The organism is Sanguibacter inulinus, from assembly GCF_013415325.1.
GTDB lineage: Bacteria > Actinomycetota > Actinomycetes > Actinomycetales > Cellulomonadaceae > Sanguibacter > Sanguibacter inulinus.
The window spans coordinates 35,618-61,822 of record NZ_JACBYE010000025.1 but is presented as its reverse complement, the minus strand read 5'-3'; the positions used below and the strand labels follow the sequence as shown (position 1 = coordinate 61,822).

24 protein-coding genes and 1 riboswitch are annotated in these 26,205 nt (G+C 70.7%); of the genes, 22 read left to right on the top strand and 2 right to left on the bottom strand.

Annotated elements, in window-relative coordinates; genetic code table 11:
• From HZZ10_RS11290 to HZZ10_RS11220, 15 genes are all read left to right on the top strand, one after another.
• On the top strand, positions 1-1,797 hold a 1,797-nt coding region (locus tag HZZ10_RS11290; protein WP_179913576.1), incomplete at its 5' end, for a chemotaxis protein CheA.
• Positions 1,797-2,216 (top strand): chemotaxis protein CheW, encoded by a 420-nt coding sequence (locus tag HZZ10_RS11285; protein WP_012868063.1) that lies wholly within the window; start codon positions 1,797-1,799, stop codon positions 2,214-2,216. The genes HZZ10_RS11290 and HZZ10_RS11285, both read left to right, overlap by 1 nt.
• A 227-nt stretch (positions 2,217-2,443) precedes the next feature.
• Positions 2,444-4,177 carry a methyl-accepting chemotaxis protein gene (locus HZZ10_RS11280; protein ID WP_179913575.1) on the top strand — a complete coding sequence of 578 codons (1,734 nt, stop codon included), beginning with the start codon at positions 2,444-2,446 and terminating at the stop codon, positions 4,175-4,177.
• A gap of 261 nt (positions 4,178-4,438) precedes the next feature.
• A complete protein-coding gene (locus HZZ10_RS11275) occupies positions 4,439-6,061 on the top strand; it encodes a methyl-accepting chemotaxis protein (protein ID WP_179913574.1) in 1,623 nt (540 codons plus the stop codon).
• Between the two features lie 219 nt (positions 6,062-6,280).
• Entirely contained in the window at positions 6,281-7,903 is a 1,623-nt protein-coding gene (locus tag HZZ10_RS11270; protein ID WP_179913573.1) for a methyl-accepting chemotaxis protein, read from the top strand.
• A gap of 164 nt (positions 7,904-8,067) precedes the next feature.
• On the top strand, positions 8,068-9,291 hold the full coding sequence (locus HZZ10_RS11265) for a methyl-accepting chemotaxis protein (protein ID WP_179913572.1): 1,224 nt from the start codon (positions 8,068-8,070) through the stop codon (positions 9,289-9,291).
• Between the two features lie 5 nt (positions 9,292-9,296).
• Positions 9,297-10,427 carry a multiple monosaccharide ABC transporter substrate-binding protein gene (gene chvE / locus HZZ10_RS11260; protein ID WP_179913571.1) on the top strand — a complete coding sequence of 377 codons (1,131 nt, stop codon included), beginning with the start codon at positions 9,297-9,299 and terminating at the stop codon, positions 10,425-10,427.
• Entirely contained in the window at positions 10,424-12,154 is a 1,731-nt protein-coding gene (locus tag HZZ10_RS11255; RefSeq protein WP_179913570.1) for a methyl-accepting chemotaxis protein, read from the top strand. Before chvE ends, HZZ10_RS11255 begins: the two co-directional genes overlap by 4 nt.
• A gap of 29 nt (positions 12,155-12,183) precedes the next feature.
• Positions 12,184-13,290 (top strand): protein-glutamate methylesterase/protein-glutamine glutaminase, encoded by a 1,107-nt coding sequence (locus HZZ10_RS11250; RefSeq protein WP_056128341.1) that lies wholly within the window; start codon positions 12,184-12,186, stop codon positions 13,288-13,290.
• Complete coding sequence (locus HZZ10_RS11245) at positions 13,291-14,109, top strand: CheR family methyltransferase (protein ID WP_179913569.1); 819 nt, start codon at positions 13,291-13,293, stop codon at positions 14,107-14,109.
• Positions 14,106-14,489 (top strand): response regulator, encoded by a 384-nt coding sequence (locus HZZ10_RS11240; protein ID WP_056128347.1) that lies wholly within the window; start codon positions 14,106-14,108, stop codon positions 14,487-14,489. The genes HZZ10_RS11245 and HZZ10_RS11240 overlap by 4 nt, the downstream gene beginning before the upstream one ends.
• A complete protein-coding gene (locus tag HZZ10_RS11235; protein ID WP_056128350.1) occupies positions 14,486-14,959 on the top strand; it encodes a chemotaxis protein CheX in 474 nt (157 codons plus the stop codon). The genes HZZ10_RS11240 and HZZ10_RS11235 overlap by 4 nt, the downstream gene beginning before the upstream one ends.
• 39 nt (positions 14,960-14,998) lie before the next feature.
• Complete coding sequence (locus tag HZZ10_RS11230; protein WP_056128353.1) at positions 14,999-15,358, top strand: response regulator; 360 nt, start codon at positions 14,999-15,001, stop codon at positions 15,356-15,358.
• Positions 15,355-15,840: a hypothetical protein gene (locus HZZ10_RS11225; RefSeq protein WP_056128355.1), complete on the top strand. Its 486-nt coding sequence runs from the start codon at positions 15,355-15,357 to the stop codon at positions 15,838-15,840. The genes HZZ10_RS11230 and HZZ10_RS11225 overlap by 4 nt, the downstream gene beginning before the upstream one ends.
• Before the next feature lie 180 nt (positions 15,841-16,020).
• Entirely contained in the window at positions 16,021-16,710 is a 690-nt protein-coding gene (locus tag HZZ10_RS11220; RefSeq protein ID WP_218928683.1) for a hypothetical protein, read from the top strand.
• Positions 16,711-16,754: 44 nt separating this feature from the next.
• Here the strand turns inward: HZZ10_RS11220 and HZZ10_RS11215 are convergent, their stop codons facing one another.
• A complete protein-coding gene (locus HZZ10_RS11215; protein ID WP_056128398.1) occupies positions 16,755-17,066 on the bottom strand; it encodes a DUF2530 domain-containing protein in 312 nt (103 codons plus the stop codon).
• 86 nt (positions 17,067-17,152) lie between these two features.
• Between HZZ10_RS11215 and HZZ10_RS11210 the strand changes: the two genes are divergently transcribed.
• The 4 genes from HZZ10_RS11210 to HZZ10_RS11195 all read left to right on the top strand — a co-directional run bounded on the left by HZZ10_RS11210 (position 17,153) and on the right by HZZ10_RS11195 (position 21,890).
• Positions 17,153-18,637: an NCS2 family permease gene (locus tag HZZ10_RS11210; RefSeq protein WP_179913567.1), complete on the top strand. Its 1,485-nt coding sequence runs from the start codon at positions 17,153-17,155 to the stop codon at positions 18,635-18,637.
• 43 nt (positions 18,638-18,680) lie between these two features.
• Positions 18,681-19,970, top strand: coding sequence for a mannose-6-phosphate isomerase, class I (gene manA / locus HZZ10_RS11205; RefSeq protein WP_179913566.1), 1,290 nt, complete (start codon positions 18,681-18,683; stop codon positions 19,968-19,970).
• A 124-nt stretch (positions 19,971-20,094) separates the two neighbouring features.
• On the top strand, positions 20,095-20,532 hold the full coding sequence (locus tag HZZ10_RS11200) for a MarR family winged helix-turn-helix transcriptional regulator (protein ID WP_056128409.1): 438 nt from the start codon (positions 20,095-20,097) through the stop codon (positions 20,530-20,532).
• The gene (locus HZZ10_RS11195) at positions 20,529-21,890 is read left to right on the top strand and encodes an MFS transporter (RefSeq protein WP_056128412.1); all 1,362 of its coding nucleotides are present in this window, start codon (positions 20,529-20,531) and stop codon (positions 21,888-21,890) included. The genes HZZ10_RS11200 and HZZ10_RS11195 overlap by 4 nt, the downstream gene beginning before the upstream one ends.
• A gap of 25 nt (positions 21,891-21,915) precedes the next feature.
• On the opposite strand, the gene serC is transcribed toward HZZ10_RS11195, so the two are convergent.
• On the bottom strand, positions 21,916-23,031 hold the full coding sequence (serC, locus tag HZZ10_RS11190; protein WP_056130567.1) for a phosphoserine transaminase: 1,116 nt from the start codon (positions 23,029-23,031) through the stop codon (positions 21,916-21,918).
• 200 nt (positions 23,032-23,231) lie between these two features.
• Between serC and HZZ10_RS11185 the strand changes: the two genes are divergently transcribed.
• The 3 genes from HZZ10_RS11185 (at position 23,232) to HZZ10_RS11175 (ending at position 26,158) form a co-directional block, all read left to right on the top strand.
• Positions 23,232-23,936, top strand: coding sequence for an iron-dependent transcriptional repressor DtxR (locus HZZ10_RS11185; protein WP_056128415.1), 705 nt, complete (start codon positions 23,232-23,234; stop codon positions 23,934-23,936).
• Between the two features lie 124 nt (positions 23,937-24,060).
• A riboswitch (cyclic di-AMP (ydaO/yuaA leader) is annotated at positions 24,061-24,227 on the top strand.
• A complete protein-coding gene (locus tag HZZ10_RS11180; protein WP_179913565.1) occupies positions 24,228-25,058 on the top strand; it encodes a C40 family peptidase in 831 nt (276 codons plus the stop codon).
• Positions 25,059-25,240: 182 nt separating this feature from the next.
• Entirely contained in the window at positions 25,241-26,158 is a 918-nt protein-coding gene (locus tag HZZ10_RS11175) for a universal stress protein (RefSeq protein WP_056128420.1), read from the top strand.
• Positions 26,159-26,205: the final 47 nt, after the last annotated feature.

Below are 26,205 nucleotides of genomic sequence, written 5' to 3'. Positions count from 1 at the left end.
GCCCCCGCTCTCGCGAAGGCCACCCCGGCCCGCGCCGGCGCACCCGAGCCGACAGAGTCTGTCGCCTCGCGCGGCACGAGCGAGTCGTCGATCCGCGTGGACGTCGACCTCCTCGACGACCTCATGCGTCAGGTCGGCGAGCTCGTCCTCGTCCGCAACCAGATCGCCCAGCTGGCCGGATTCGACTCCGACGCCGAGCTCACCCGCTCCTCGCAGCGCCTGAGCCTCATCGCCTCTGAGCTGCAAGAAGGGGTCATGAAGACCCGCATGCAGCCGATCGACCACATCTGGTCGAAGATGCCGCGCATCGTCCGCGACCTCGCGGCCGCCTGCGCCCGCGAGGTGCGCCTCGAGATGGTCGGTGGGGACACCGAGCTCGACCGTTCCCTCCTCGAGTCCGTCAAGGACCCGCTCACCCACCTGGTGCGCAACGCCGTGGACCACGGCATCGAGTCGCCGGCCACGCGCACGGCGTCGGGCAAGCCCTCGACGGGTGTCCTCACCCTGCGCGCCTACCACGCAGGTGGTCAGGTCATGGTCGAGGTGCGCGACGACGGCGCGGGCATCGACCCGCAGAAGGTCGCCGCCAAGGCGATCGAGCGTGGCCTCAAGACGGCCGAGCAGCTCGACGCGATGGCGACGAGCGACATCCTCAACCTCGTGTTCCTGCCCGGGTTCTCGACTGCCGCAGCCGTGACCAACGTGTCCGGCCGTGGCGTCGGCATGGACGTGGTCCGCTCGAACATCGAGTCGATCGGCGGCGCCGTCGAGGTCGAGAGCGAGGTGGGCCGTGGCACCACGTGGCGCCTGCGCATCCCGCTGACCCTCGCGATCATGCCCGCGCTCACAGTGCGCTCGGGCTCCGAGATCTACGCGATCCCGCAGGTCAACCTGCAGGAGCTCGTGGCCCTCGACACCCAGAAGACGCAGGAGGCCATCGAGCACATCGGCTCGGCCGAGGTGTACAGGCTCCGCGGCGCGCTGCTCCCGCTCGTGCGGCTCAGCGACGTCATGGGCCAGACCCGTGGCGACGGCGACTCCGCGGTCATCGCGGTGCTGCAGGCCGACAACCAGCGCTTCGGCCTCGTGGTCGACCGTGTCCTCAACAACGAGGAGATCGTCGTCAAGCCGCTCGCGGCCCAGCTCAAGACGATCGGCATCTACGCGGGCGCCACCCTCATGGGTGACGGCCAGGTCGCGCTCATCCTCGACGTCCAGGCGATCGCCCGCCGGTCGCTGTCGGGGGAGATCGCCGACCTCGACCACCGTGCCGCGATCGAGAAGAGCGTCTCGGCCGGCGAGGTCACCGAGCTGCTCGTCGTCGGGATCGGCTCGGGACGTCGTGTCGCCGTGCCGCTCGCGATGGTCACGCGCCTCGAGCTCGTCGCCCAGGACCGCATCGAGCTGGTGGGTGGCCACGAGGTCATCCAGTACCGCGACGCGATCGTCCCGGTCTCGCGCCTCGCCCGGACCCTCGGGTCCTTCGAGGAGCCGACCGAGGAGATCCCCCTGGTGGTCTTCACCCGCGGCGAGCGGACCGTCGCGATGGTCGTCTCCGAGATCGTCGAGATCGTCTCGGACGCCGGTGCGGAGCGCAGTACCGTCGACGACATCGGCCTGCTCGGCTCGATCGTCCTGTCCGGACGCGTCACCGAGCTGCTCGACGTGCCGACGGCGCTGCTCCAGGCAGACCCCCGCTTCTACGACGGTGACCAGATGCTCGGCACCGACGGCATGGACCACGCCGCGGCCTCAGGCCTCGGCTCTGCGTACGACTCCGAGATGGTGAGCGCCTGATGTCCACCCAGTACGTGACGTTCCGCATCGGCGAGGCGCTCTACGGCGTCGAGGTCATGCGGATCTCCGAGACGCTCGGGCACCACGCCCGCACCCCGGTCCCGCTCGCACCTGTCGGCATCGCCGGCCTGGTGAACCTGCGCGGCCAGGTCGTCATGACGGTCGACCTGCGTCCCCGTCTGGGCCTCGAGGCCCTCGCGGCGGACGCCGAGTCGATGATGGTCGTCGTCGAGGTGGCTGACGACTCGATCAGCCTGCTGGTCGACGAGGTGGGCGAGGTGCTCACCCTCGACGAGGAGCAGTTCGAGTCCCCGCCCGAGACCCTCGGGGCGCAGAGCCGCGAGCTCATCACCGGCGCCTTCAAGCTCGACCAGGGTCTGCTGCTGACGCTCGACGTCGACGCGGCGCTCGCCGCCTGACCCCACGGCGGGGTCGACGGCAGCGACCCCGCCGCAGCGCAGGACGGCACGACCCAGCACCAGCCAGCAGCACCCGCAGGAACCAGCACGACCGCAGCACAGCAGCAACGCACCACCGCAGCACAGCACCAGACGACAGGCCGACGACGACCGCTCTCGGCCCGTCGTGCCGACGAGTCTCTCCTGTGGAGAGCGGCCGGCATCCCCTGTCGACCGGAAGAGGCACCATGAGCGTCACGTCTGCACCCCGTCAGTCCCTGGACCGTCCGCGCTCCGACGCGCCGTCGGGTGCCGCCCGCGGGAACGGAGCCACAACCCCGGCCTACGACACCCCGTCGTCCGCCGGGCGCGGGTCCGTCGCACCGACGGCCCCCTCCGGTCAGGGCCGCCGCCGGGTCGGCCTCATGCAGCGCATCGGCGCGATCATCGCCGTCTTCGTGCTCGTCGTCGTGGTCGTCGCGTCGGTCGCCGTGACCACCACGCGGGCGATCTCGGACGACGCGAGCACGCTCGCCACGGTCCAGAACGACATCGTCATCCCGCTCAACAAGGTCCACCAGGGGCAGCTCAAGGCGCGTCTGATCGTCGCGCAGATCGCGGCGGCCTCGGACGACGACATCATCGACGAGTGGCTGACCAAGCAGGCGGACAACGACGCGGAGACCGACGCCGCGATCGAGCAGTTCCGGACGGCGATGGCGGGGATCGAGTCCTCGGCCCTCTCCGGGATCGACACCTTCCTCGAGTGGCGCCAGGTCCGCGACGACCAGGTCGTCCCGGCGGCGCGTCTCGCGGACCCGAAGGCCTACGAGACAGCCCTGACCGAGGTGTCGCAGCCGCTCATCGACGAGTACCTGGTCGACCTCGACGCCGGGGCCGAGGAGGCCGTCGTCTTCAGCGCCGACCTCGCCGACGAGGCGCGGTCTACCGGCAGCCGCGGCCTGCTGGTGATCATCGTCGTGAGCGTCCTCGGCATGGCCCTCGGCCTGGCCGCCGGCATGACCATCGCCCGCTCGATCACCCGCTCGACCGTCAAGGTCCAGCACTCCCTCGAGTCGCTCGCCGCGGGCGACCTCACCGACGAGCCGCAGGTGACCTCGCGCGACGAGATCGGTGCGATGGCCAGCGCCCTGGTCACCGCGCAGCGCAGCCTGCGCGACGTCCTCGGCGGGGTCGCCGAGTCGGCCCGCAGCGTCTCCGACGCGGCCCAGGACATGCGTGCCGGAGCCGCCCAGGTGACGACGGGTGCCGAGGAGTCGAGCGCGCAGATCGGCGTGGTGGCCGCGGCCGCCGAGCAGGTCTCGCGCAACGTCCAGACCGTCGCCGCAGGCGCCGAGGAGATGGGTGCCTCGATCCGCGAGATCGCGACCAACGCCAACGAGGCCGCGCAGGTGGCGCACTCGGCGACGACGGTCGCCGCCACGACCAACGAGACCGTCGCCAAGCTCGGCACGTCGAGCCAGGAGATCGGCGCCGTCGTCAAGGTCATCACGAGCATCGCGGAGCAGACGAACCTGCTCGCCCTCAACGCGACCATCGAGGCTGCACGTGCTGGCGAGGCCGGCAAGGGATTCGCCGTGGTCGCCTCCGAGGTCAAGGACCTCGCGCAGGAGACCGCCAAGGCGACCGAGGACATCGCCCGCAGGGTCGAGGCCATCCAGGTCGACACCCGTTCCGCGGTCGACGCGATCGCGGAGATCTCCTCGATCATCGCGAGCATCAACGACTACCAGCTGACCATCGCCTCGGCCGTCGAGGAGCAGACCGCGACGACCAACGAGATGTCCCGCTCGGTCACCGAGGCCGCCACGGGCTCGGGCGAGATCGCCGCGAACGCCGCGGGGGTCGCGCAGACCGCCGAGGTGTCGAACATCGCGATCGCCGACCTCGGTGGCCGGGTCGACGACCTCGCCGGGATCGCCTCGGACCTGCACGCGAAGGTCTCGACCTTCCGCTACTGAGCCCGCACAGCGCACAGCGCACAGCGCACAGCGCACAGCGCGCGGCGCACCCCGCACCGCGCGCCGCGCAGACCCCCGTCCTCCTCGAGGGCGGGGGTCTGCGCGTCCCCCCGTGACGGCACAGTCCTCCGGTGTGGCGGAGCGCACCCGGGTGAGGAGCCGCCCTGTCTGCTCATGGCGGTCGGGCGCCCGCCGATGGGAGTGCTGCCCGACGTCGAGCGCGCCGCGCGCTCCCGTCACCCCCCCTGACCTAGGAGCACCATGTCTTCGAGCACGCCCGGCACCACGTCCAGCCAGGTCGGCGCGCCGCGCCGACGTCGCCTCGGCGACCTCCCCGTGGCCGTGCGGATCGGGATCGGCTTCGGCATCGTCATCCTGCTCACGGCGATGATCACCGCGGTGGGCGCGCAGCGGCTCGTGACCCTCGACGCCCAGACGCAGCAGCTCGACCGCGAGGCCATCGCACCGCAGTCGGACCTCAACAACATCCAGCGCTGGTTCCAGGCGAGCCGCGCCCGCGTGCTCGAGTACGGCATGAGCACCCCCGAGGGTCAGAAGACGGTCCTGGAGGAGATGGAGAAGTTCGACACCGACGCCCTCGCGAGCATGGACGCCTACGAGCCCTACGTCCTCGACAGCGCCGCCTTCGGGACCCTGACCGACGCGTACAGTCGGTACCAGGCGGCCGTCGAGGCCATCGCACCGATCACCGAGGACGGGGCGATCGCCTACCACGACGCCTACGTCGAGCAGGTGCGTCCGATCACCGCCGAGGTCACGGGCGCCCTGCAGGAGATCATCGACGCCGTGGGCGAGAGCGCTGCGCAGTCTGTCGAGGAGTCCACGGCCACAGCCCGCACGGCGATCGTCTCGATGATCGTCGCGGGTGTCGTCGCCGCGCTCCTCGCCGTGGTCGTCGCCGTGACCCTCGTGCGCTCGATCGTCGGCAACCTGCGCAAGGTGCAGGAGACCATCGTCGCCCTCGGAGACGGGGACCTCACCAAGGACACCGGTGTCGACTCTGGCGACGAGCTCGGTCAGATGGCCGCCTCCCTCTCCTCGGCGCAGGCGAACCTGCGCGAGCTCGTCTCGGGTGTCGTCGCCACGGCCGGGACCGTCGCCGCAGCCGCCGAGGAGATGTCGGCCTCGACCACGCAGGTCGCCGCAGGCTCCGAGGAGACCAGCGTCCAGGCCGGTGTGGTGGCCGCGGCCGCCGAGCAGGTCTCGCGCAACGTGCAGACCGTCGCCGCGGGCGCCGAGCAGATGGGCGCGTCCATCCGCGAGATCTCGCAGAACGCCAACGAGGCCGCCCGTGCGTCGAACGAGGCCGTCGAGCAGTCGGAGCGCACCCGCATCACCGTCGTCGACCTCGGGACGTCGAGCCAGGAGATCGGCGCCGTGGTCAAGGTCATCACGAGCATCGCGGAGCAGACGAACCTGCTCGCGCTCAACGCGACCATCGAGGCCGCGCGTGCCGGCGAGGCCGGCAAGGGCTTCGCCGTGGTCGCCTCGGAGGTCAAGGACCTCGCAGCCGAGTCGGCCCGGGCCGCCGAGGACATCGCGCGCCGCATCGACGTGAACCGCAGCCAGACCGAGTCGGCTGTCGCGGCGATCTCGGGGATCGGCGAGATCATCGCGACGATCAACGACTACCAGCTGACCATCGCCTCTGCCGTCGAGGAGCAGACCGCGACGACCACCGAGATGTCCAGGTCGGTCACCGAGGCCGCCACAGGGTCGGGTGAGATCGCGCAGAACATCGTCGGCGTGGCCTCGGCCGCCGTGGCGTCCTCCGACGTCGTCGCCCAGATGGGCACGGCCGTCCAGGAGCTCGCCATGATGTCTGCTGACCTGCGCGAACGCGTCGCCAGCTTCGTCTACTGACGCACCACGACGGCGCGGCGGCCCGGTGGGGGCCGCCGCGCCGTCGGTGTCTGTGCCGGACGTCAGGGCCCACGCGCAGGAGACTTCGCCGGTCCGGCGATCTGTGACGCCTCAACTCCCGGGTGCTCCGGACGATAGGACGTCCAGCTGGCCCTCACGCACCTGCGAGGGTCGCAGGGGGAGCACGTCTGGTACCACCCGCCTGCCTCAGGAGTGCTCATGCCCACCGTGAAGAACCGCCCCCGCTACGACCTCCGTGCCAAGATCCTCAGCGTCGGGGCGGTGGGCATGGTCGTCGCCGCGCTCGTGGCCGCCGCAGGGTGGAGCGGGCTCGGCTCCTCGCAGTCCAGCAGCGACCAGATCGTCGCGCTCGACGCGCTGCGCCTCCAGGTCGCCCAGGTCTCGCGGTACAACTCGGACGTGTCCGGGTGGCAGGTCGCCTACGCCTGGGACGCCAGCACCGTCGGACCGCAGGCCGCGGTCGCCGCCGACTCCGCCAACCGGGCCGGGTTCGTCACCTCGATCGGCGAGCTCCGCACGCTGCTCGGCGAGGTCGACGTCGAGACCATGACCGACGCCGAGCGGAGCCTCTTCGCGGACATCACGTCCAGCTGGGACGCCTTCGAGGCCGTCGACGACCAGGTCGTCGCGCTCTACCAGGACGGCTCCGAGGCCTCCAAGGTCGAGGCCGACGGCCTCGTGGTCGGAGCCGGCTACGAGCAGTACTACGCGATCACGAGCCAGACCGCCGAGCTCGGCCAGTCGCTCACGGACCGCGCCGACACCCTCCACGACGAGATGACCTCCGCCCGCACCCGCAACGGGGCTGTCGTCGTGGTCGCCGTGCTCCTCGGCCTGACCGCCGTGGTCACCCTGAGCCTCGTGCTCGGCCGCCGCGTCAAGCGCTCGGCCGCCGAGGTGAACGGTGCCCTCGAGGCCCTCGCCGCCGGTGACCTCACCCGTACTCCGCAGGTCGCGAGCACCGACGAGATCGGTGACATGGCGACCTCCCTCGCCGAGGCTCAGCGCTCGATCGCGCGGCTGCTCGCCGGGGTCGTCGGCTCGAGCGACGTCCTCGCGACGGCAGCCCAGCACCTCGCGTCGTCGAGCTCGCAGGTCGCCGCAGGCTCCGAGGAGACGAGCGCGCAGGCCGGCGTCGTCGCCGCAGCGGCCGAGCAGGTCTCGCGCAACGTGCAGACCGTCGCCGCAGGCGCCGAGGAGATGGGCGCCTCGATCCGCGAGATCGCCACGAACGCCAACGAGGCCGCCCGGGTGGCCGGGCAGGCCGTCGACTTCTCGACGGCGACCGCCGCGGCGATCGGCGAGCTCGGTGAGAGCTCGAAGGAGATCGGTTCTGTGGTCAAGGTGATCACGAGCATCGCGGAGCAGACGAACCTGCTGGCGCTCAACGCGACGATCGAGGCTGCTCGTGCTGGGGAGGCCGGCAAGGGCTTCGCAGTCGTGGCGAGCGAGGTCAAGGACCTCGCGGCCGAGTCGGGTCGTGCTGCTGAGGACATCGCGCGCCGGATCACCCAGGTGCAGGCGCAGACGACGTCTGCTGTCGCGGCGATCGGTGAGATCTCGGCGATCATCGCGAGCATCAACGACTACCAGCTGACCATCGCCTCGGCTGTCGAAGAGCAGACCGCGACCACCAACGAGATGTCCCGCTCGGTCACCGAGGCGGCCACGGGCGCCGGGGAGATCGCCGCGAACATCACCGGCGTGGCCTCGGCCGCGGCCGAGTCGACCATCACCGTCGGGCAGATGTCCGAGACCGTCGACGAGCTCGCCCGGACCTCGGCAGAGCTGCGGACCCAGGTCGGCTCCTTCACGGTCTGAGCACCACCCGGCCGCCGTCCGCACCACCACGTCGATCCGTCGCCAGCGGCGCGGAGCCGCGGCCCGGGACGTCTCACACATGGCACCAGCGTGCCGATAGGGAGGTTGCCTTCCGGGCGGCGCAGTCCTGCGTCGCCCCGCACTACAGCAGGAGATGACCGAAGATGCAGTGGTTCTGGAACCGTCCCGTCGGCGTGAAGTTCGCAGCACCCCTGGTGCTGATGGGCGCGGTCTTCGCGGTGGTGGGCGGTCTCGGGGCACTCGCGCTGCGCAGCGCGGCGTCGAGCCTGCGCGCGGTGTCGGCCGAGGCCGACCCCGTCGCGGCGGCCGAGCTCGCGACAGCCGCCGAGCAGGAGGCCACGCGGACGCTCGCCGTCCTCGCCGTCGCCTTCGTCATCGGTGCGATCCTCTGCACGGTCCTCACCGTCGCGGTCAACAGCCGCGTCCGCCGCAGCATCGAGATGCTGCGCGGCTCGATCGACGAGCTCGCCGCGGGCGACCTCACCCACCCGGCCGTCCACGTCGACTCCGACGAGGTCGGCTCGATCGTCGACGCCTTCGAGGTCGCCCGGGGCGAGCTCCGCGGCACCCTCACCCAGGTCGCCGCGGCCGCCGGGTCGGTGTCGAGCAAGGCCGACGACCTCGCCGCAGCCAACACCCAGGTCGCCGGCGGCGTCAGCCAGACCAGCACCCAGGCAGGGGTGGCCGCGACGGCCGCCGAGCAGGTCTCCCTCAACGTGCAGACCGTCGCCGCGGGCGCCGAGCAGATGGGTGCCTCGATCCGCGAGATCGCGACCAACGCCAACGAGGCCGCGAAGGTCGCGAGCCAGGCCGTGACCTTCTCCAACTCGACCGCGGCCACCGTCGGTGCGCTCGGTGAGAGCTCGAAGGAGATCGGTTCTGTGGTCAAGGTGATCACGAGCATCGCGGAGCAGACGAACCTGCTGGCCCTCAACGCGACGATCGAGGCTGCGCGTGCTGGTGAGGCAGGCAAGGGCTTCGCCGTCGTGGCGAGCGAGGTCAAGGACCTCGCTGCGGAGTCGGGTCGGGCTGCTGAGGACATCGCGCGCCGGATCACCCAGGTCCAGGCGCAGACGACGTCTGCTGTCGCGGCGATCGGTGAGATCTCGGCGATCATCGCGAGCATCAACGACTACCAGCTGACCATCGCGTCGGCTGTCGAGGAGCAGACCGCGACCACCAACGAGATGTCCCGCTCCGTCACCGACGCCGCAGCCGGGGCCTCCGAGATCTCCGCGACGATCACCGACGTCGCCGAGTCCGCGCACACCTCTACGGGTGTGCTCACAGCTGTCGGCAGCACGGTCTCCGAGCTCGCCGATCTCTCCGGGGACCTCCGGTCCCAGGTGTCCCACTTCACGATCTGAGGCCGATGATGTCCTTCTCCCGCCCACCCTGGTCGCCGCGCCGCGTCGCGCCGGCCCTCGCGCTGCTCGTCGCGGCCCCGCTCGCCCTGACAGGCTGCGCGTCCGAGGCCGCCGGTGCCGACGCGTCCCTCGTGGGCGTGGCGATGCCGACGACCACGTCGTTGCGGTGGATCGAGGACGGCGACAACCTCCAGGCCCAGCTCGAGGCGCTCGGGTACCAGGTCGACCTGCGCTACGCCGAGAACGACGTGGCGACGCAGGTCGACCAGCTCGACTCGATGATCGACGCCGGCGCCGACCTGCTCGTGGTCGGATCGATCGACGGGACCGCCCTCAAGGCCCAGCTCGCCCGGGCCGCCGACGCGGGCATCCCGGTGATCGCCTACGACAGGCTCATCCGTGAGTCGCCGGACGTCGACTACTACGCGACCTTCGACAACTTCCGGGTCGGCACCCAGCAGGCGACGTCGCTGCTCCAGGGCCTGGGCGTCCTCGACGAGGCCGGGGAGCCGACAGGGGCCGCCGGGCCCTTCACCATCGAGGTCTTCGCGGGGTCGTCGGACGACAACAACGCGACGGTGTTCTACGAGGGTGCCTTCAGCGTCCTCCAGCCGTACCTCGACTCCGGGGTGCTCCAGGTGCCCTCGGGTGAGACCGACTTCGCGAGCATCGCGATCGAGGCCTGGGACGCCAAGGTGGGCGGCGAGCGCATGACCCGCCTGCTCGACTCCGTGTACGCCGGGACCGACCTGCAGATCGACGGGGTGCTCTCGCCCTACGACGGCATCTCGATCGCGATCATCGACGTGCTCAAGGGTGCCGGCTACGGCACCCCGGACCGTCCGCTCCCCGTGGTCGTCGGCCAGGACGCCGAGGCCCCCTCGATCAAGTCCGTGATCGCCGGGGAGCAGTTCTCCAGCATCTACAAGGACACCCGCCAGCTCGCCGAGGTGACCGTCGCCATGGGTGACGCGCTCCTCAAGGGCGAGTCGCCCGAGGTCAACGACGTCACCTCCTACGACAACGGCGTGACCGTGGTCCCCACCTACCTGCTCGCCCCCGTCGTGGTGACCGCCACGAACTACGAGTCGCTGCTCGTCGGCGGCGGCTACTACACCGAGGAGGAGCTGCGATGACGACGACGTCAGTGCGGCCCGTACGCCCGACAGGTCCCAGTGCTGCGCCCTCAGCCCGCCCTGCCGCACGCAGCCAGTACAGCCCGGTCGCCCCTGTCGGTACCGGTGCCACGCCTCCCACCAAGGCACCGCGCTCCTCGCGGGCTCGGTGGTTCTGGGACCGTCCCGTCGCCGCCAAGATCGGCACGTCCCTCGTGGTCATGGGTGTCGTCTTCGCCTCGGTCGGCGGGGTGGCCGCGCTGGCCCTCGACCGCGCCGCGGGCCACCTGGACCAGGTGAACACCCTCACCGGCGAGCTCCAGGGCGACCTCGGCGACCTCCGCGCCGCGCAGGCCACCAGCCAGCTGCTCGTGCGCCGGGCCGCGGCCGCGCCCGACGAGGCGCTGCGCACCCAGATCCTCACCTCCTCGGACTGGAACGACTCGGCCGTCGACAGGCTGATCGCCGAGGTCGAGACCTTCGAGCAGTCCGGCACCCAGCAGTGGCAGGACTTCGTGACCCGCTGGGACGAGTGGACCACCTACCGTGACTCGGTCGTGCTGCCCCTCGTGCAGGCCGGCGACGTCGACGGCGTCGAGCAGGCCCTCGCGGCCGACGTCGCCGCCGACCCTGACCGTGCCGGGCGTGCGCTGCTCCTCGCGCAGGGTCAGATCGACTTCCAGGTGGCCGAGGTGCTCCACGACGCCCAGGCCGACGTGTCCAGGACGATCCTCGTCCTGGGTGTCGCGTTCCTCGTCGGCGCAGGGCTCTCGGTGACCCTCGCGGTGCTCGTGGTGCGCCGCATCACCTCCGGGATCCGATCTGTCCAGGCCGCGCTCGAGTCCCTCGCCACGGGTGACCTCACCCACGAGGTCGAGGTCCTCAGCCGCGACGAGCTCGGTCAGATGTCGGAGTCCTACGACCTCGCGGTCTCCACGCTGCGCACCGCGATGACCGGTGTGGTGGGCACGGCGAACGCCGTCGCCCAGAGCGCCGAAGACCTCGGCGCCGCCAACAGCCAGGTGGCCGGCGGGACCGCGGCCACGAGCGCGCAGGCCGCTGTCGCGACCGAGGCCGCCGAGCTGGTCTCGCGCACCATCCAGTCGGTCGCCGCCGGCGCCGAGCAGATGGGCGCCTCGATCCGTGAGATCGCGGGCTCGGCCGACGAGGCGTCCAAGGTCGCCGCACAGGCTGTCCAGGTCTCCGAGACGACGGCCGAGAACGTCCGGCTGCTCGGCGAGTCCTCGCAGGCGATCGGCGCCGTGGTCAAGGCCATCACGTCGATCGCCGAGCAGACCAACCTGCTCGCCCTCAACGCGACCATCGAGGCTGCCCGTGCCGGTGAGGCCGGCAAGGGCTTCGCGGTCGTCGCCCACGAGGTCAAAGAGCTCGCGGGGGAGTCCGGCCGTGCGGCCGAGGACGTCGCGCGCCGCATCGCCGAGATCCAGGCGCAGACCGGCACGACGGTCTCGGCGATCTCCGAGATCTCGACGATCATCCGGACCATCAGCGACTACCAGATGACCATCGCCTCGGCGGTCGAGGAGCAGACCGCGACGACCAACGAGATGAGCCGCGGCATCACCGAGGCGGCCACGGGCGCCGGTGAGATCGCCGTGCACATCGGCTCGGTCGCCGCCGTCGCCTCGGAGTCCTCCGACGTAGTCGCCCGCATGGGCACGACCGTCGAGGAGCTCACGAGCGCCTCCGCAGACCTCCGTTCCAAGACCGCGCAGTTCGCGGTCTGACTCTCCCTCCCGACAGACAAGGTGCTCTCATGACGATCCGTGTGCTCGTGGTCGACGACTCGGTGGTGATCCGCCGCCTCGTCGTCCAGGCCCTCGAGAGCGACCCCGGTATCGAGGTGATCTCGACGGCCGCGAACGGCAAGCTCGCGCTCGCCAAGGTCGAGCAGCTGCGACCCGACGCCGTGACGATGGACATCGAGATGCCCGAGCTCAACGGTGTCGAGGCTGTCCGCGAGCTCCGCAAGCGGGGCCACCAGATGCCCATCATCATGTTCTCGACCCTGACCGAGCGGGGCGCGACAGCGACCCTCGACGCGCTGTCGGCCGGGGCGTCGGACTACGTGGCCAAGCCGTCGAACGTCGGGTCGATCAACGAGTCGCTCAAGGCCGTCGCCGACCAGCTGATCCCGAAGATCCGTGCCCTGGTGCCCGGAGCCCGGCAGGCACCGCAGCGTGCGGCCGGGGTCCCGGTGCGGGCCGCCGTCGGTGCTCCGCCGGCACCCCGGACCGCAGCGCCCCGCCAGGGCGCGCGCCGCCACCCCGTGCGTGCCGTCGTGCTCGGCTGCTCGACGGGTGGCCCCGAGGCGCTCTCCCGCGTGGTCGAGCGCCTCACGGTCCCGCTGCCGGTCCCCATGCTCGTGGTGCAGCACATGCCCGCGGTCTTCACCCGTCAGCTGGCCAACCGCCTCGACAGGCTCGGCCCGTCGACGGTCGTCGAGGCCGAGGACGGCCAGGCGCTCGTCCCCGGCGGCATCTACATCGCACCTGGGGACACCCACCTCGAGGTCGACGGCAAGGCCGGCAACCTGCGCGCCCGCATCACGCACGGTCCGCCCGTGAACTTCTGCAGGCCGTCGGTCGACGTGCTGTTCCGCTCGGTCCTCGAGCGCATCGGCCCGGACCTGCTCGGCGTGATCCTCACGGGGATGGGCGCTGACGGCAAGGCCGGCTCGGGTGCCATCGCCGAGGCCGGCGGCACCATCGTCGTGCAGGACGAGAAGACCTCTGTCGTGTGGGGCATGCCGGGCGTCACCGCCCAGGCCGGCTACGCACACCGCATCGTCCCGATCCTCGAGATCGGGCAGACCATCTCGGCCCTCGTCCAGGCGAGCGCCGCACCACAGGAGGTGAACTGAGTGAGCCTGACCACGGAGAGCTTCTCCTTCGTCGCTGACCTCGTCCGCGCACGCAGCGCGATCCACCTCGCCCCCGGCAAGGAGTACCTCGTCGAGAGCCGGCTGCTGCCGCTCGCACGCAGGCGCGGCGTGTCGGTCGACGAGTACGTGCGCAGCCAGCGCACCCGCCCCGACCAGCTCGAGTCGGAGATGATCGTCGAGGCGCTGACGACCAACGAGACGAGCTGGTTCCGCGACGCGCTGCCGTTCCAGTCGTTGACCGACCACATCCTCCCGGAAGTGACGTCCAGGCTGCTGCCGGCCGCGCCCCTGCGGATCTGGTCGGCGGCCTGCTCGACGGGCCAGGAGCCGTACTCGATCGCGATGGTCCTGCGCGAGAGGCTCGGCACCCGCCGGGCCGAGATCACCGCGACGGACCTGTCCAACGAGGTCCTCGACAAGGCCAAGTCCGGCCTGTACTCCCAGCTCGAGGTGAACCGCGGCCTGCCCGTGACCTATCTCGTCAAGCACTTCACCAAGTCGGGCGCGCAGTGGCAGATCGCCGACGACGTGAGGTCGATGGTGCGGTTCAGCAAGCACAACCTGCTGAGCGCGCCGCCGGCAGGGGGACCCTTCGACGTCGTGTTCCTGCGCAACGTGCTCATCTACTTCGACGTCGAGGTGAAGCGGGACATCCTGCGGCGCCTGCGACCGCAGATGCGCCCCGGAGGGTTCCTCGTCCTCGGGGCAGCAGAGACCACAGTCGGCATCGACGACGCCTGGACCCGTGTCCAGGTCGGCCGCAGCTCGATCTACCAGAACTCAGGGAGACCCGCATGAAAGCACTCGTGATCGACGACTCTCGGACCATGCGGCGCATCGTGTCCTCGACCCTCAAGGATCTCGGCTACGAGACCGTCGAGGCCGGGGACGGCCAGCAGGCTCTCGACGCCCTCGAGGTGGGCGACGAGTTCCAGCTCGCGTGCATCGACTGGAACATGCCCGTCATGGACGGGCTCACCTTCGTCACGAAGGTCCGGGAGAACCGCGCCTGGCGCGGCATCACGCTCATGATGGTCACGACCGAGAGCGAGCACGGGCAGATCGTCAGGGCTCTCGCGGCCGGGGCCCACGAGTACCTCATCAAACCGTTCACCCCGGACGCTCTCCGGGACAAGCTGGAGCTGCTCGGGCTGCTCCCCGTAGAGGAGAACGCATGATCGCCCACCTTGTGGCTGTGGCCAGGGAGCAGATCCTGACCATCACCGAAGACGTCTTCGCCGCCATGATCGACGGTGGCGGCGAGGTGCTCGTCTCCGAGCGCTTCGAGCCCGTGCCGGCCCCCGTCGAGCCGCTCAGCGCGTGGGTCGACATGACCGTCGCCGAGCTCGGTCTCGGTGTCCGGACGATCGTGCGCACCGAGCGTCCGGCAGCCGACGAGCTCACCCGCGCCCTGCTGATGATGGACGCGTCCGAGCCCGTCGGCCAGGAAGACCTCGCCGACGCCTTCGGTGAGCTCGCCAACGTCGTGGGCGGTAACGTCAAGTCGCTGCTGTCGGCCCCCGCGGTGCTCTCGCTCCCGACTGTGGCACAGTCAGCCCCCGAGCTCCCCGAGCAGCAGTTCTTGCAGGACATCGCCCTCGACTGGCGGGGCCACGTCCTCGTCGTGTCGCTGTGGTCGCTGGTCTGAGCCCGCACCACCAGTAGAAGCAGGAGAGGAACCCCCCTTATGTACGTCCTTGTCGCCGACGACAGCCGCGTGATGCGGCAGATCGTGATCCGTACCCTGCGCCAGGCAGGGTACGACTGGCAGATCATCGAGGCCACCGACGGTCAGGAGGCCTACGACATGGCCCTCGCCGAGAAGCCTGACCTCATCCTCTCGGACTGGAACATGCCCAACGCCACCGGGATCGAGGCGCTCCAGGCGCTCCGCCAGGCCGGCTGCATGATCCCGTTCGGGTTCGTCACCTCCGAGGGGTCGCAGGAGATGCGCGACCAGGCAGCCGCCGCCGGCGCGCTGTTCCTCATCGCGAAGCCGTTCACCGCGGAGTCCTTCCGCGAGGTCATCGACCCGGTGCTCGCGTGAGCGCGACGCCGCTGCCGAGCGCCCTCGACGTCCGCGAGCTGCTCGAAGGTCTCCTCGGCCGTGAGGTCGCGGTGGCCACGGGCGGCCCGATGGTCGACCCCGGCAGCACCGACGGTGCGCTCGTCGCCGAGTTCGTCTCGGACCAGATGCAGCTCGCTGCCATCGTCGTCATGGACGTGCCGCTCGCGGCACGCTCCGGCGCGTCGATCGCCCTCATGCCCTCCCTCGCCTCGGAGAACGCTGTGGGCGCCGGAGAGCTGACCGACGTGCTGCTCGAGAACGCCGGCGAGATCCTCAACGTCATGGCGTCGCTGTTCAACGCCGAGGGTGCCCCGCACCTGCGGCTCAGCGCTGTGCACCCGCCCAAGGCTGCGCTGCCGAACGACGTCGCAGGCTGGGTGCTGGCCTACGTGCCGCGCCTCGACCTCGAGTGCGACGTCTCCGGCTACGGACCGGGGAACCTCTCGGTGCTGGTGGTCTGAGCTTGGCAGAGCCCCTCTACGACGGCGGTCGTGACCCAGGTACACCCTGCGGCACGCCCGCCGTCGGCGTCCCTGGGGCTGTGGAGCCCGTCCGGCTGGGGCACGATGGTCCGGCGGGCCGGGGGCAGGATGCCTGAGGGTCGTGGTCGAGGGACGTCCGACGAGACGAGGAGCCGGTCTGTGCGGGTGGCGTACGCGAACGTCCGAGGCGGGGTGCTCTGCCTCGGCGACCCCGGCGGACGGCACGTCCGCCTGCTCGCCGACGGGATCCAGGCGATCAGCGGTCAGGGGGACGACGACGCCGAGCGCTCCGCAGACCGTGACGACGACGCTCACGAGGACGCTGACGCCTACGGGGCCGACCGCGACGACGGCTACGACTACGACGAGCGTTCGGACGACGGCTACGACCTCGACGCCGCTGACAGCCCGGGCGACGGCCGCGCCCACGACGGCGTCCCGCGCGGCCTCGTGCGGTGGGGCGACCTCGCGGCCCTTGAGATCGACGCCCCGACCACCCGGTGGCGCTATCCCGGGGTGCTGTCGACCGTCGTCGCGGCCGTCGTCGGGAATATCGGCATCGAGTGGTACCCCGAGGGAGCGGCCTTCGACGTCGAGATCACCACGGCCTCAGGCGTCGGGATCGTCGCCTGCGACGGCTTTGCCGGGCGCGGCTACTGGGCGCCGCACGCCCGGGCGGTCGAGGCGCTCCTGCGGCTGCTCGTCTCCGAGCGGGCACCGCGGGCCTGGCTCGACACCCCGGGTGACCTCCTCGGGGTGGTGGCCTCGGTCGCGCGGAGCGGGCCGACCGACGAGGCGCTCGCGGACGAGCTGCGTGTGCTGCTCGAGGCCGGCCCCCGGCGCGTCTGACGGCAGGGGGGCCAGGTGACCGCACCGGTCGCGTCCGGACCGGGTCAGTCTTGGGTGCGGTCCTGGGCTGCGGTGCCGTCGACCACGTCGACAGTCTCGGCCACGGCCCTGTAGCGGCGGCGGTTGTTCTGCTCCCACGCGAGGGCGAGCAGACCGAGACCCCCGCCCGTCGCGCAGACCACGAGGTTCGACCGCACCGAGAGGTCTGTCGTGAGCCCCACCACGGCGAGCACAGCAGCTGCCACCGCCCAGAGAGCGATGCCCGCCAGGATTGCGCGGCGCAGGTCGACCTGACGAGGCTGCGGGCCTGGTCGGCGCCGTTCCGGGTGGAGGAAGAGGTCGAAGAAGGTGCGCACGCCCTCAGCCTAGGTGGTCCGGGTGTGTCGCGGGTGTGATGAGATCGTGGTGAGGCTGCGGCGGACGGTCGGGCACACTAGTCCCCATGGCGAACAGCACAACCCGTGACACAGCCGCGCCCGCAGGCGCGCTCGACCGATTCTTCAAGATCTCCGAGCGGGGCTCCTCGCTCACCTCCGAGATCCGAGGTGGCCTCGTCACCTTCTTCGCGATGAGCTACATCATCGTCCTCAACCCGATCATCCTCGGCAACGTCCAGGACGGCACGGGCCAGCTGCTCGGTGGCGGCACCGACGAGCCGAACATCACGATGATCGCCGCGGCGACAGCACTCATCGCCGGCGTCCTGTCGATCATCATGGGCCTCGTCGCGAACTTCCCGCTCGCGCTCGCGGCCGGCATGGGCCTCAACGCCGTCGTCGCGTACTCGATCGCCTCGCTGCCCGAGATGACCTGGGCCGACGCGATGGGCATCGTGGTGCTCGAGGGCATCATCATCCTGCTGCTCGTCCTCACGGGCTTCCGTGAGGCCGTGTTCCGCGCGGTCCCGCCCGAGCTCAAGGTCGCGATCAGCGTCGGCATCGGCCTGTTCATCGCCTTCGTCGGCATGGTCGACGCCGGCTTCGTGCGCCCGGGCTCCGGCACGCCCGTCGAGCTCGGTGTCGCCGGTTCTGTCGCCGGGTGGCCGCTGCTCGTCTTCGTCTTCGGTGTGCTCACCGCGATCGTGCTCATGGTCCGCAAGGTCAAGGGCGCCATCCTCATCTCGATCATCGCGTCCACGGTCGTCGCCGTGGTCATCGAGGCCGTCGCCAAGGTCGGCGGGATGGTCGGCGCCGACGGCGTCCTGAACTCCCACGGCTGGAAGCTCAACGTCCCGCAGCTCCCGGACAGCGTGATCGACTGGCCCGACTTCTCGCTCCTCGGCCAGTTCTCGCTCTTCGGCTCCTTCGAGAAGATCGGCGCTGTCGCCGTCATCCTGCTCGTCTTCTCCCTCCTGCTCGCCGACTTCTTCGACACCATGGGCACGATGGTCGCCGTCGGCTCCGAGGCCGGCCTCGTCGACAAGGACGGCAACATCCCCAAGACGCGCCAGATCCTCGTCGTCGACTCGGTCGCCGCGATCGCCGGTGGTGCCGGTGGTGTCTCGTCCAACACCGGGTACGTCGAGTCCGCCGCGGGTGTCGGTGACGGTGCCCGCACGGGTCTCGCCTCCGTCGTCACAGGTGTCGCGTTCCTGCTCGCCACCCTCTTCGCCCCGCTCGTCGAGATGGTGCCGTCCGAGGCTGCCACACCGGCCCTCGTGGTCGTCGGCTTCCTCATGGTCATGCAGGTGACCGGCATCGACTGGAAGAACATGGAGCTCGCCATCCCGGCGTTCCTCACGATCGTCGTCATGCCCTTCACCTTCTCGATCACGGCGGGTATCGGCGCGGGCTTCATCACCTTCGTCGTCATCCGCATCGCGGTCGGCAAGGTCCGCCAGGTGCACCCGCTCATGTGGATCGCCGCGGTGCTCTTCGTCCTGTACTTCGTCCGCGGCCCGCTCGGCGACGCCCTCGGCGTCTTCTGACCGGAGGGTCGGGCGGGCTCCGCCGGCCCCACGGATCCGAGCCGTGCACCACGCACAGCCTGCACCTCGTGCACGTGCCTTCAGGGCTCTCGCACTCGCTCGACCAGCGCCCCGCCGCGTCTTCCGCCTCACCAACACGCTCCAGCGGTACGCGTGGGGGTCTCCGACTGCGATCCCGGAGCTCCTGGGTGCGGAGCCAGACGGCCAGCCTGTCGCCGAGATGTGGCTCGGTGCGCACCCGCTCGCCCCCTCGCTCGCGACGGCTGTCGCCGGAGCGGCGGCGCGCGACGAGGCTGAGACCGTCGACCTCGCGGCCCTCGTCAGGTCGTCGCCCGACGCGATGCTCGGCCGCTCGGTCGTCGAGGCCTACGGTCCTCGGCTGCCCTTCTTGCTGAAGATCTTGGCCGCCGAGTCCTCGTTGTCCCTCCAGGTGCACCCGCACCCGCACGTCGCCCGGGCAGGCTTCCGCCGGGAGACCGCTGCGGGGATCGCGCTCGACGCGCCGTCGCGCAACTACAAGGACGACCAGCACAAGCCCGAGATGCTCCTCGCGCTCACCCCCTTCGAGGGGCTGTGCGGCTTCCGTCGGCCGGCGCGCACCCTGGCCCTGCTCGAGGGCCTCGACGGAGACTTCGTCGCCAGGATGCGCGAGGCCCTGCGGGCGTCTCCGGACGCCGACGGCGTCCGCGCAGCATTCGAGGTCGCGCTCTCGGCCCGCGACGTGGACTGCACCGACGACCTCGCCCGCACCGTGGCCTCCGTGCGCGCCCGGATCGACGCCGGGCTCTCGACGTCCCGGGCCGACCAGACCGTGCTCGACCTCGACGGCTGGTTCCCCGCCGACCCCGGCGCGCTCGTCTCGATCATGCTCAACAGGGTCTCCCTGGCTCCGGGTGAGGCCGTCTTCCTCGCCGCGGGGGAGGTCCACGCCTACCTGACCGGTGTCGGTGTCGAGGTGATGGCGAGCTCGGACAACGTGCTGCGCGCCGGGCTGACCACCAAGCGCGTGGACGTCGAGGAGCTGATGTCCTGCGCGAGCTACGCGCCGCGACCGCCTCAGCGGCCGGTCCTGCGCGCCGAGCCTGGCGGGCTGACCGCGTACAGGGCGCCCGTCCCGGAGTTCTCCCTGCTGTTCGGGGCGGTGAGCGGGAGTGCGCTCGTCACGCACGACGGCCCGCGCATCGTCCTGTGCCTCGACGGGCGGCTCACGCTCTCGGGGCCGCTCGGCCCTGTCGCGACGCTCGACCGCGGCGAGTCGGTCTTCGTCCCGCACGACGCGGGTCACATGACGCTCGAGGGCGACGGGCAGGTCGTCGTCGCCTACGTGCCCTGACGCGCTGCGCCGAGCGGCGCACCCGACCAGGTCTGCCAGGCGGCCGATCAGGCCAGCCGTCCGGGGGCGTCGTCGCACCCTCAGACCCTTTCATTACCTAGGGTAATGAGTTAGGGTAAGGACAGTGACAACACCTGACGCCTGTGCCCCCGGGACCCTCGGAGGCCAGCTCCGCGTGGCGCTGACCAGGATCTCCCGACGACTCCGGAGCCAGCGCGGTGAGGCCGACCTCCCCGAGGGACAGTTCGCAGTCCTCACCACGATCTACAAGCACGGCCCGATGACGCCCGGCGCGCTCGCCGACCACGAGCACATCCGCCCGCCGTCGATGACGCGCACCGTCAACGCGCTCGCCGAGCTAGGACTCGTGACCAAGGTCGGGCACGAGACCGACAAGAGGCTCGTCCTCGTCGAGCTGACGACGACGGGCCGCGACGAAGTGAGAGAGACCAGGCGACGCCGCGAGGCCTGGTTGACCAAGAACCTGGGTCAGCTGACCCCCGAAGAACGGCAGACGCTCGCAGCGGCGAGCGAGCTGCTCGTGAGGATCGCCAGTCGATGAGCCCTACCTTCGCCTCCCTGAGGTACTACAACTACAGACTCTGGTTCAGCGCCGCCCTCGTGGCGAACGTCGGGACCTGGATGCAGCGCGTGGCCCAGGACTGGCTCGTGCTCACGGTCCTCACCGACAACTCGGGGACCGCCGTCGGCATCGTCACCGCGCTGCAGTTCCTGCCCGTCCTCGCGCTCTCGGCGTGGGCCGGTGTGCTCGCCGACCGCGTCGACCGCCGCAAGCTGCTGATCATCACGCAGACTGCCCTCGGCGTGCTCGCCCTCGCCCTCGGCGCGCTCGTGCTCTCAGGTCACGCCGAGCTCTGGCACGTGTACGTCTTCGCGGCGCTCCTCGGCTGTGTCACGGCGATCGACAACCCTGTGCGTCAGACCTTCGTCGCCGAGATGGTGCCCAAGGAGAAGCTCTCCAATGCCGTGGGCCTCAACTCCGCAGGCTTCAACGCCGCGCGCCTCGTCGGTCCTGGTGCGGCCGGTCTGCTGATCGCCGCCTTCGGCCCGGGGTGGATGTTCATCATCAACGGGCTGACCTTCGCCGCGGTGATCGTCGCGATGACCCGCATGCGCGTGAGCGAGCTCAACAGGCTGCCTGTGGCCCCACGGGCCAAGGGGCAGATCCGCGAGGGCGTCAGGTACGTGCGCAACCGCAGCGACATCGTCGTCATCATGTGCGTGGTCTGCGTCGTGTCGACCTTCGGCCTGAACTTCCAGCTGACCTCGGCCGTCATGGCGACGGCAGAGTTCGGCAAGGGTGCGGGGGAGTACGGGATCCTCGGGTCCATCCTCGCGATCGGGTCCCTGGCCGGTGCGCTCCTCGCTGCCCGCCGCGAGCGTCCCCGGGTGAGGCTCGTCATCGGGTCGGCCTTCGCCTTCGGTGTCTCGACAGGTCTGATGGCGATCATGCCGACCTACTGGACCTACGCGCTGATGAGCATCCCCGTCGGGTTCTCGAGCCTGACCATGCTCACGGCCGCGAACTCGACCATCCAGATGTCGACCGAGCCGCAGATGCGCGGCCGGGTCATGGCGCTCTACATGATGGTCTTCCTCGGGGCCACGCCGATCGGCTCGCCCGTGGTCGGGTGGATCGCGGAGACCTACGGTGCCCGCTGGGCGATCGGCATCGGCTCGATCACCGCGCTGCTCGTGGCCGCAGGTGCCGCGCTGTGGACCAAGAAGAACTGGGACTACACCGTCACCTACCAGGTGTTCCACCGCCCCCACGTCGAGGTCACCTACGCACCCTCGGCCGACGCCGTCCACAGACCCGCAGACGAGGCCCATGCCCGCCGCGACGTCGCCGACGACCTCGGCGTCCAAGAGGCGAAAGACCGCACGACCGCGACCTGACGGTCGACGTCCCGGCAGGTGGGGCTCAGGCGCTGTGCTCGACCAGGTGGTCGACGCAGGCTGTGAGGGCCTGGACGTCGGAGGGGTCGACGGAGGGGAACATCGCGACGCGCAGCTGGTTGCGGCCGAGCTTGCGGTACGGGTCGACGTCGACGACCCCGTGCTCGCGGAGCGTCCGCGCGATCGCTGCGGCGTCGATGCTCTCGTCGAGGTCGATCGTGCCCACGACGGTCGAGCGGTCGGCAGGGTCGGCCACGAAGGGGGTCGCCCACTCGCGGCTCTCCGCCCACGAGTAGAGGTGTGCTGCTGACTCGGCCGTCCGCGCCGCAGCCCAGTCGAGACCCCCCTGGTCGAGCATCCACCGCACCTGCTCACCGAGCAGGAACAGCGTCGCGATCGCCGGGGTGTTGAGAGTCTGGTTGGCCCGTGAGTTCGTCAGTGCCGTCTGCAGGGACAAGAACTCCGGGATCCACCGACCGCGCGTCGCGATCTGGCCGATGCGCTCCACGGCTGCGGGGGAGACCACCGCGAGCCAGAGCCCGCCGTCGGAGGCGAAGGACTTCTGCGGGGCGAAGTAGTAGACGTCGGTCTCGGCGATGTCGACGGGCAGGCCTCCCGCTCCGGAGGTCGCGTCGATGACCGTGAGCGCGTCGGCCGCCGCCCCGGCGATGCGCCGGACAGGTGCCATCGCACCGGTGGACGTCTCGTTGTGAGCCCAGGCGTAGACGTCGGCGTCGTCGACCGCGACGGGCAGCGCCACGGTCCCCGGTGCCCCGGTGGTCACGGCCGACCTCTCGAGGAACGGTGCTGCTGTCGTGGCGGCGGCGAACTTGCCGCCGAACTCGCCGAACACACCGTGCGCCGCGCGGTCGCGCACGAGCGAGAAGGTCGCGGCGTCCCAGAAGGCTGTCGACCCGCCGTTGCCGAGGACGACCTCGTAGCCCTCGGGCACGTCGAAGAGCTCGGCGAGGCCGGACCGCACCCGGCCCACGAGGTCTTTGACAGGGGGCTGCCTGTGGGACGTGCCGAGCAACGTCCGGCCGGTCGAGGCGAGCGCGTCGAGCTGCGCGTCGCGGACCTTCCCCGGGCCGCTCCCGAAGCGGCCGTCGGCGGGCAGGAGGGCGGCGGGGATGCTGGGCATGGCGGTCACGAGGCCCACCTTAGCCCCCGGTCAGGGCCCCCGCCCCGCGCCTGCGCAGGGCGAGATAGGCTGTCCGGAGAAGACGTGTGGACGATGCGACGGGGCCCTGAGCGGCTCCGGCCGGCACCCCTGTGCCTCTCGACGGGCTCCTCGGAGCCCGTCGGGGTCGTCCGGCGCCACCTGACGCACTGGAGGAACGCGTGAGCGACCTGATCGACACCACCGAGATGTACCTGCGGACCATCTACGAGCTGGCCGAAGAGGGCATCGTCCCGCTGCGGGCGCGCATCGCGGAGCGTCTGGGGCACTCGGGGCCGACGGTCTCGCAGACCGTCGCCCGCATGGAGCGCGACGGTCTCGTCGTCGTCAGCGGCGACCGTCACCTCGAGCTCACCGAGGTCGGCCAGACCAAGGCCATGCGCGTCATGCGCAAGCACAGGCTGGCCGAACGGCTGCTCACCGACGTCATCGGTCTCGACTGGGCCTTCGTCCACGAAGAGGCCTGCCGCTGGGAGCACGTGATGAGCGACCGCGTAGAGAAGCGCCTCGTCGACCTCCTCGACCACCCGCACTTCTCGCCGTACGGGAACCCGATCCCGGGTCTGGTCGAGCTCGGCGAGGGTGCCGCAGCGGTCGGGTTCCTCGACGGCGTGGTCTCGCTCAAGGCGGCCGTCACGGCTCACCCCGACGAGTCCTTCGAGGCCACCGTGGCCCGCCTGGGCGAGCCCCTGCAGACCGACATCGAGCTCCTGGAGCGTCTCGCAGGCAGCGGGGTCGTCCCTGGGGGGCAGATCACAGTCGGCCGGACGGAGTCCGGCATCGGTATCTCGGTGACCTCAGAAGGCGCTGACCTGGTGCTCGACCTCCCCGAAGAGGTCTCGCGCCACATCTTCGTCTCAGAGTGAGACCTGGGTCACAATATTTCTCGTGACCTGAGCGTGACATTTGCTGAAAACCTGTTGTACCTTCGTGGAGCGTCATAGGCAGTCATGCCGAAGACGCGCTCGTGCAGATCGCCTAACCCTGCCACTGCATGAGCCGCCGACAACCCGCATGGCAGGGACGGGGGACCCAAATCTGGGCGCTGCTCGCAGCGTCCTTGGGGTGAAGCCCCACGACCGTCTGACGGTCGTGAGGCCGAGTGTTCTCCTACTCGAACCCGACAGCTGACCTCGCAGGCGTACTGGAGAGAACTTGTGACTACTAGCACTGCTCGTGCCCGCCACCGCGCGGCACGGCGTCCCTTGGCGCCGCTGACCTCGATCGCCTCCGTGGCCAGCGAGAACGCAGCAACCGTCGGACGCCGGACGGCCCTCGTGGCTGCGTCCTCTGGCCTCATCGTCTCCCTGATGGGTGCCACCTCTGCCTCGGCAGCCCCCCTCCCCTCTGACGCCTCGGTCGCGACCGTCGACGTCGCGTCGCTCAAGGCCGAGGCTCGTGCCGCGCTCAGCACGGCTCCGGCCGTGACTGTCGCCGCCGACGCCTCCTGGACCGTCGAGCAGACCGACATGGTCGTCACCCCGGCGCCCGAGCCCGAGCCGGAGCCGGAGCCCGTCCGCGCTCCTGCAGCCGCCTCGCGCACCGCCGAGCGCACCTCGATCTCTGCTGACACGCAGACCGAGTCCACGGATTCGACCTCTGAGGTCGCCGCCGAGGCTCCTGTCGAGGCTGCAGCGCCGGTCCCCGCCTCCGCGAGCGGCTCGGCCATCCTCGACGTCGCTGGTCGCTACGTCGGCGTGCCGTACGTCTCGGGTGGCACCACCCCCGACGGCTTCGACTGCTCGGGCTTCACCTCGTACGTCTTCGCCCAGCTCGGCATCAACCTGCCGCGCACCTCTGGTGCCCAGGCCTCGGCCGGCACCGTCGTGTCCCGCGCCGACGCCCAGCCTGGCGACCTGATCTACTCGCCCGGGCACATCGCGATCTACGCGGGTGGCAACTCGCAGATCGACGCACCGCGCCCCGGCAAGACGATCCAGTTCCGTGAGATCTGGCAGTCCAACCCGACGTTCATCCGCATCGGCTGACACGTCGTCCTGCCTCGGCAGACGCCTCGCCACGAGAGCCCGGACCGCACTGCGGTCCGGGCTCTCGTGCGTCCGCGACGCTCGTGAATCTCGCGGGGCCGCCGAACGTGTTCTCAGCGTCATGAGCGGGTAATGTACGGGACAAGCACCGCCGCTTGTCCGTGATGCAGGAGGAGAACGCCATGTCGCACTCAGATGCCATCCTCGTCGGTGTCGACGGCTCGGTCTCGAGCCTCCACGCGCTCGACTGGGCCATCGCCCACGCGTCGAGATCAGGTCAGCCGATCACCGCGGTCTGCTCGTACTCCCTCCCGTCCTTCGCGGCGGCCTCCCTCGACGGCGGGTACGCAGCGCTCGACGACAACGCGATCCAGGACGGCGCTCGTTCGGTGCTCGACGACGCCCGTGAGCGTGCAGCCCGCTCCGGCGTCACGCTGACGACCGAGCTCGCCGCCGGCGACGCGGCCGGGGTGCTCGTCGAGCGCTCCAAGGACTTCTCCCTCGCCGTCGTGGGCACCCGTGGGCGCGGTGGCTTCGCAGAGCGCCTGCTCGGCACGGTCTCCTCGGCGCTCCCGGCGCACGGGCACTGCCCGACCGTCGTGGTGCCCTACCGCGGCAGCGGCGACCCCGACGCGAGCGTCCCGACCCACCCGATGAAGCGCGTCGTGGTGGGGGTCGACGGCTCACCGTCGGCCTACGGGGCTCTGCACGCCGCGATCCACCAGGCGAACCTCTGGGGTGCCGAGATCGTCGCCGTCGCGGGAGTCCCTGTTGGATCGGGCGCGGGCATGCTCGCCTGGCTGCCGGCAGCGATCGACCACGAGCAGGTGCTCGCCGACGTCACCGACGCGCTGAACTCGATCGTCGACAAGGCCGAGGCGGCGCACCCCGGCACCGTCGTGCGCCGCATCGTGCTCGACGGCAGCGGCGCCGAGCTGCTCACCGAGTTCTCCGAGGCGAGCGATCTCCTGGTCGTCGGCTCCCGAGGGCGGGGAGGCTTCGCAGGTCTCCTCCTCGGCTCGACGAGCCAGGCCGTGCTGCACCACTCCACCTGCCCCGTGATGGTCGTCAACAAGCACTGCGAGATCCCCGCGGACTGACCCGCGGCCGGACGAGAGGTCCGGCCCGGCCGCCCCCGCACGGCGTC

Coding starts and splice junctions, on each gene's coding strand:
- HZZ10_RS11285 (WP_012868063.1), top strand. CDS start 1,797: ATGTCCACCCAGTACGTGACGTTCCGCATCGGCGAGGCGCTCTACGGC.
- HZZ10_RS11280 (WP_179913575.1), top strand. CDS start 2,444: ATGAGCGTCACGTCTGCACCCCGTCAGTCCCTGGACCGTCCGCGCTCC.
- HZZ10_RS11275 (WP_179913574.1), top strand. CDS start 4,439: ATGTCTTCGAGCACGCCCGGCACCACGTCCAGCCAGGTCGGCGCGCCG.
- HZZ10_RS11270 (WP_179913573.1), top strand. CDS start 6,281: ATGCCCACCGTGAAGAACCGCCCCCGCTACGACCTCCGTGCCAAGATC.
- HZZ10_RS11265 (WP_179913572.1), top strand. CDS start 8,068: ATGCAGTGGTTCTGGAACCGTCCCGTCGGCGTGAAGTTCGCAGCACCC.
- chvE (WP_179913571.1), top strand. CDS start 9,297: ATGATGTCCTTCTCCCGCCCACCCTGGTCGCCGCGCCGCGTCGCGCCG.
- HZZ10_RS11255 (WP_179913570.1), top strand. CDS start 10,424: ATGACGACGACGTCAGTGCGGCCCGTACGCCCGACAGGTCCCAGTGCT.
- HZZ10_RS11250 (WP_056128341.1), top strand. CDS start 12,184: ATGACGATCCGTGTGCTCGTGGTCGACGACTCGGTGGTGATCCGCCGC.
- HZZ10_RS11240 (WP_056128347.1), top strand. CDS start 14,106: ATGAAAGCACTCGTGATCGACGACTCTCGGACCATGCGGCGCATCGTG.
- HZZ10_RS11235 (WP_056128350.1), top strand. CDS start 14,486: ATGATCGCCCACCTTGTGGCTGTGGCCAGGGAGCAGATCCTGACCATC.
- HZZ10_RS11230 (WP_056128353.1), top strand. CDS start 14,999: ATGTACGTCCTTGTCGCCGACGACAGCCGCGTGATGCGGCAGATCGTG.
- HZZ10_RS11210 (WP_179913567.1), top strand. CDS start 17,153: ATGGCGAACAGCACAACCCGTGACACAGCCGCGCCCGCAGGCGCGCTC.
- HZZ10_RS11195 (WP_056128412.1), top strand. CDS start 20,529: ATGAGCCCTACCTTCGCCTCCCTGAGGTACTACAACTACAGACTCTGG.
- serC (WP_056130567.1), bottom strand. CDS start 23,031: ATGCCCAGCATCCCCGCCGCCCTCCTGCCCGCCGACGGCCGCTTCGGG.
- HZZ10_RS11175 (WP_056128420.1), top strand. CDS start 25,241: ATGTCGCACTCAGATGCCATCCTCGTCGGTGTCGACGGCTCGGTCTCG.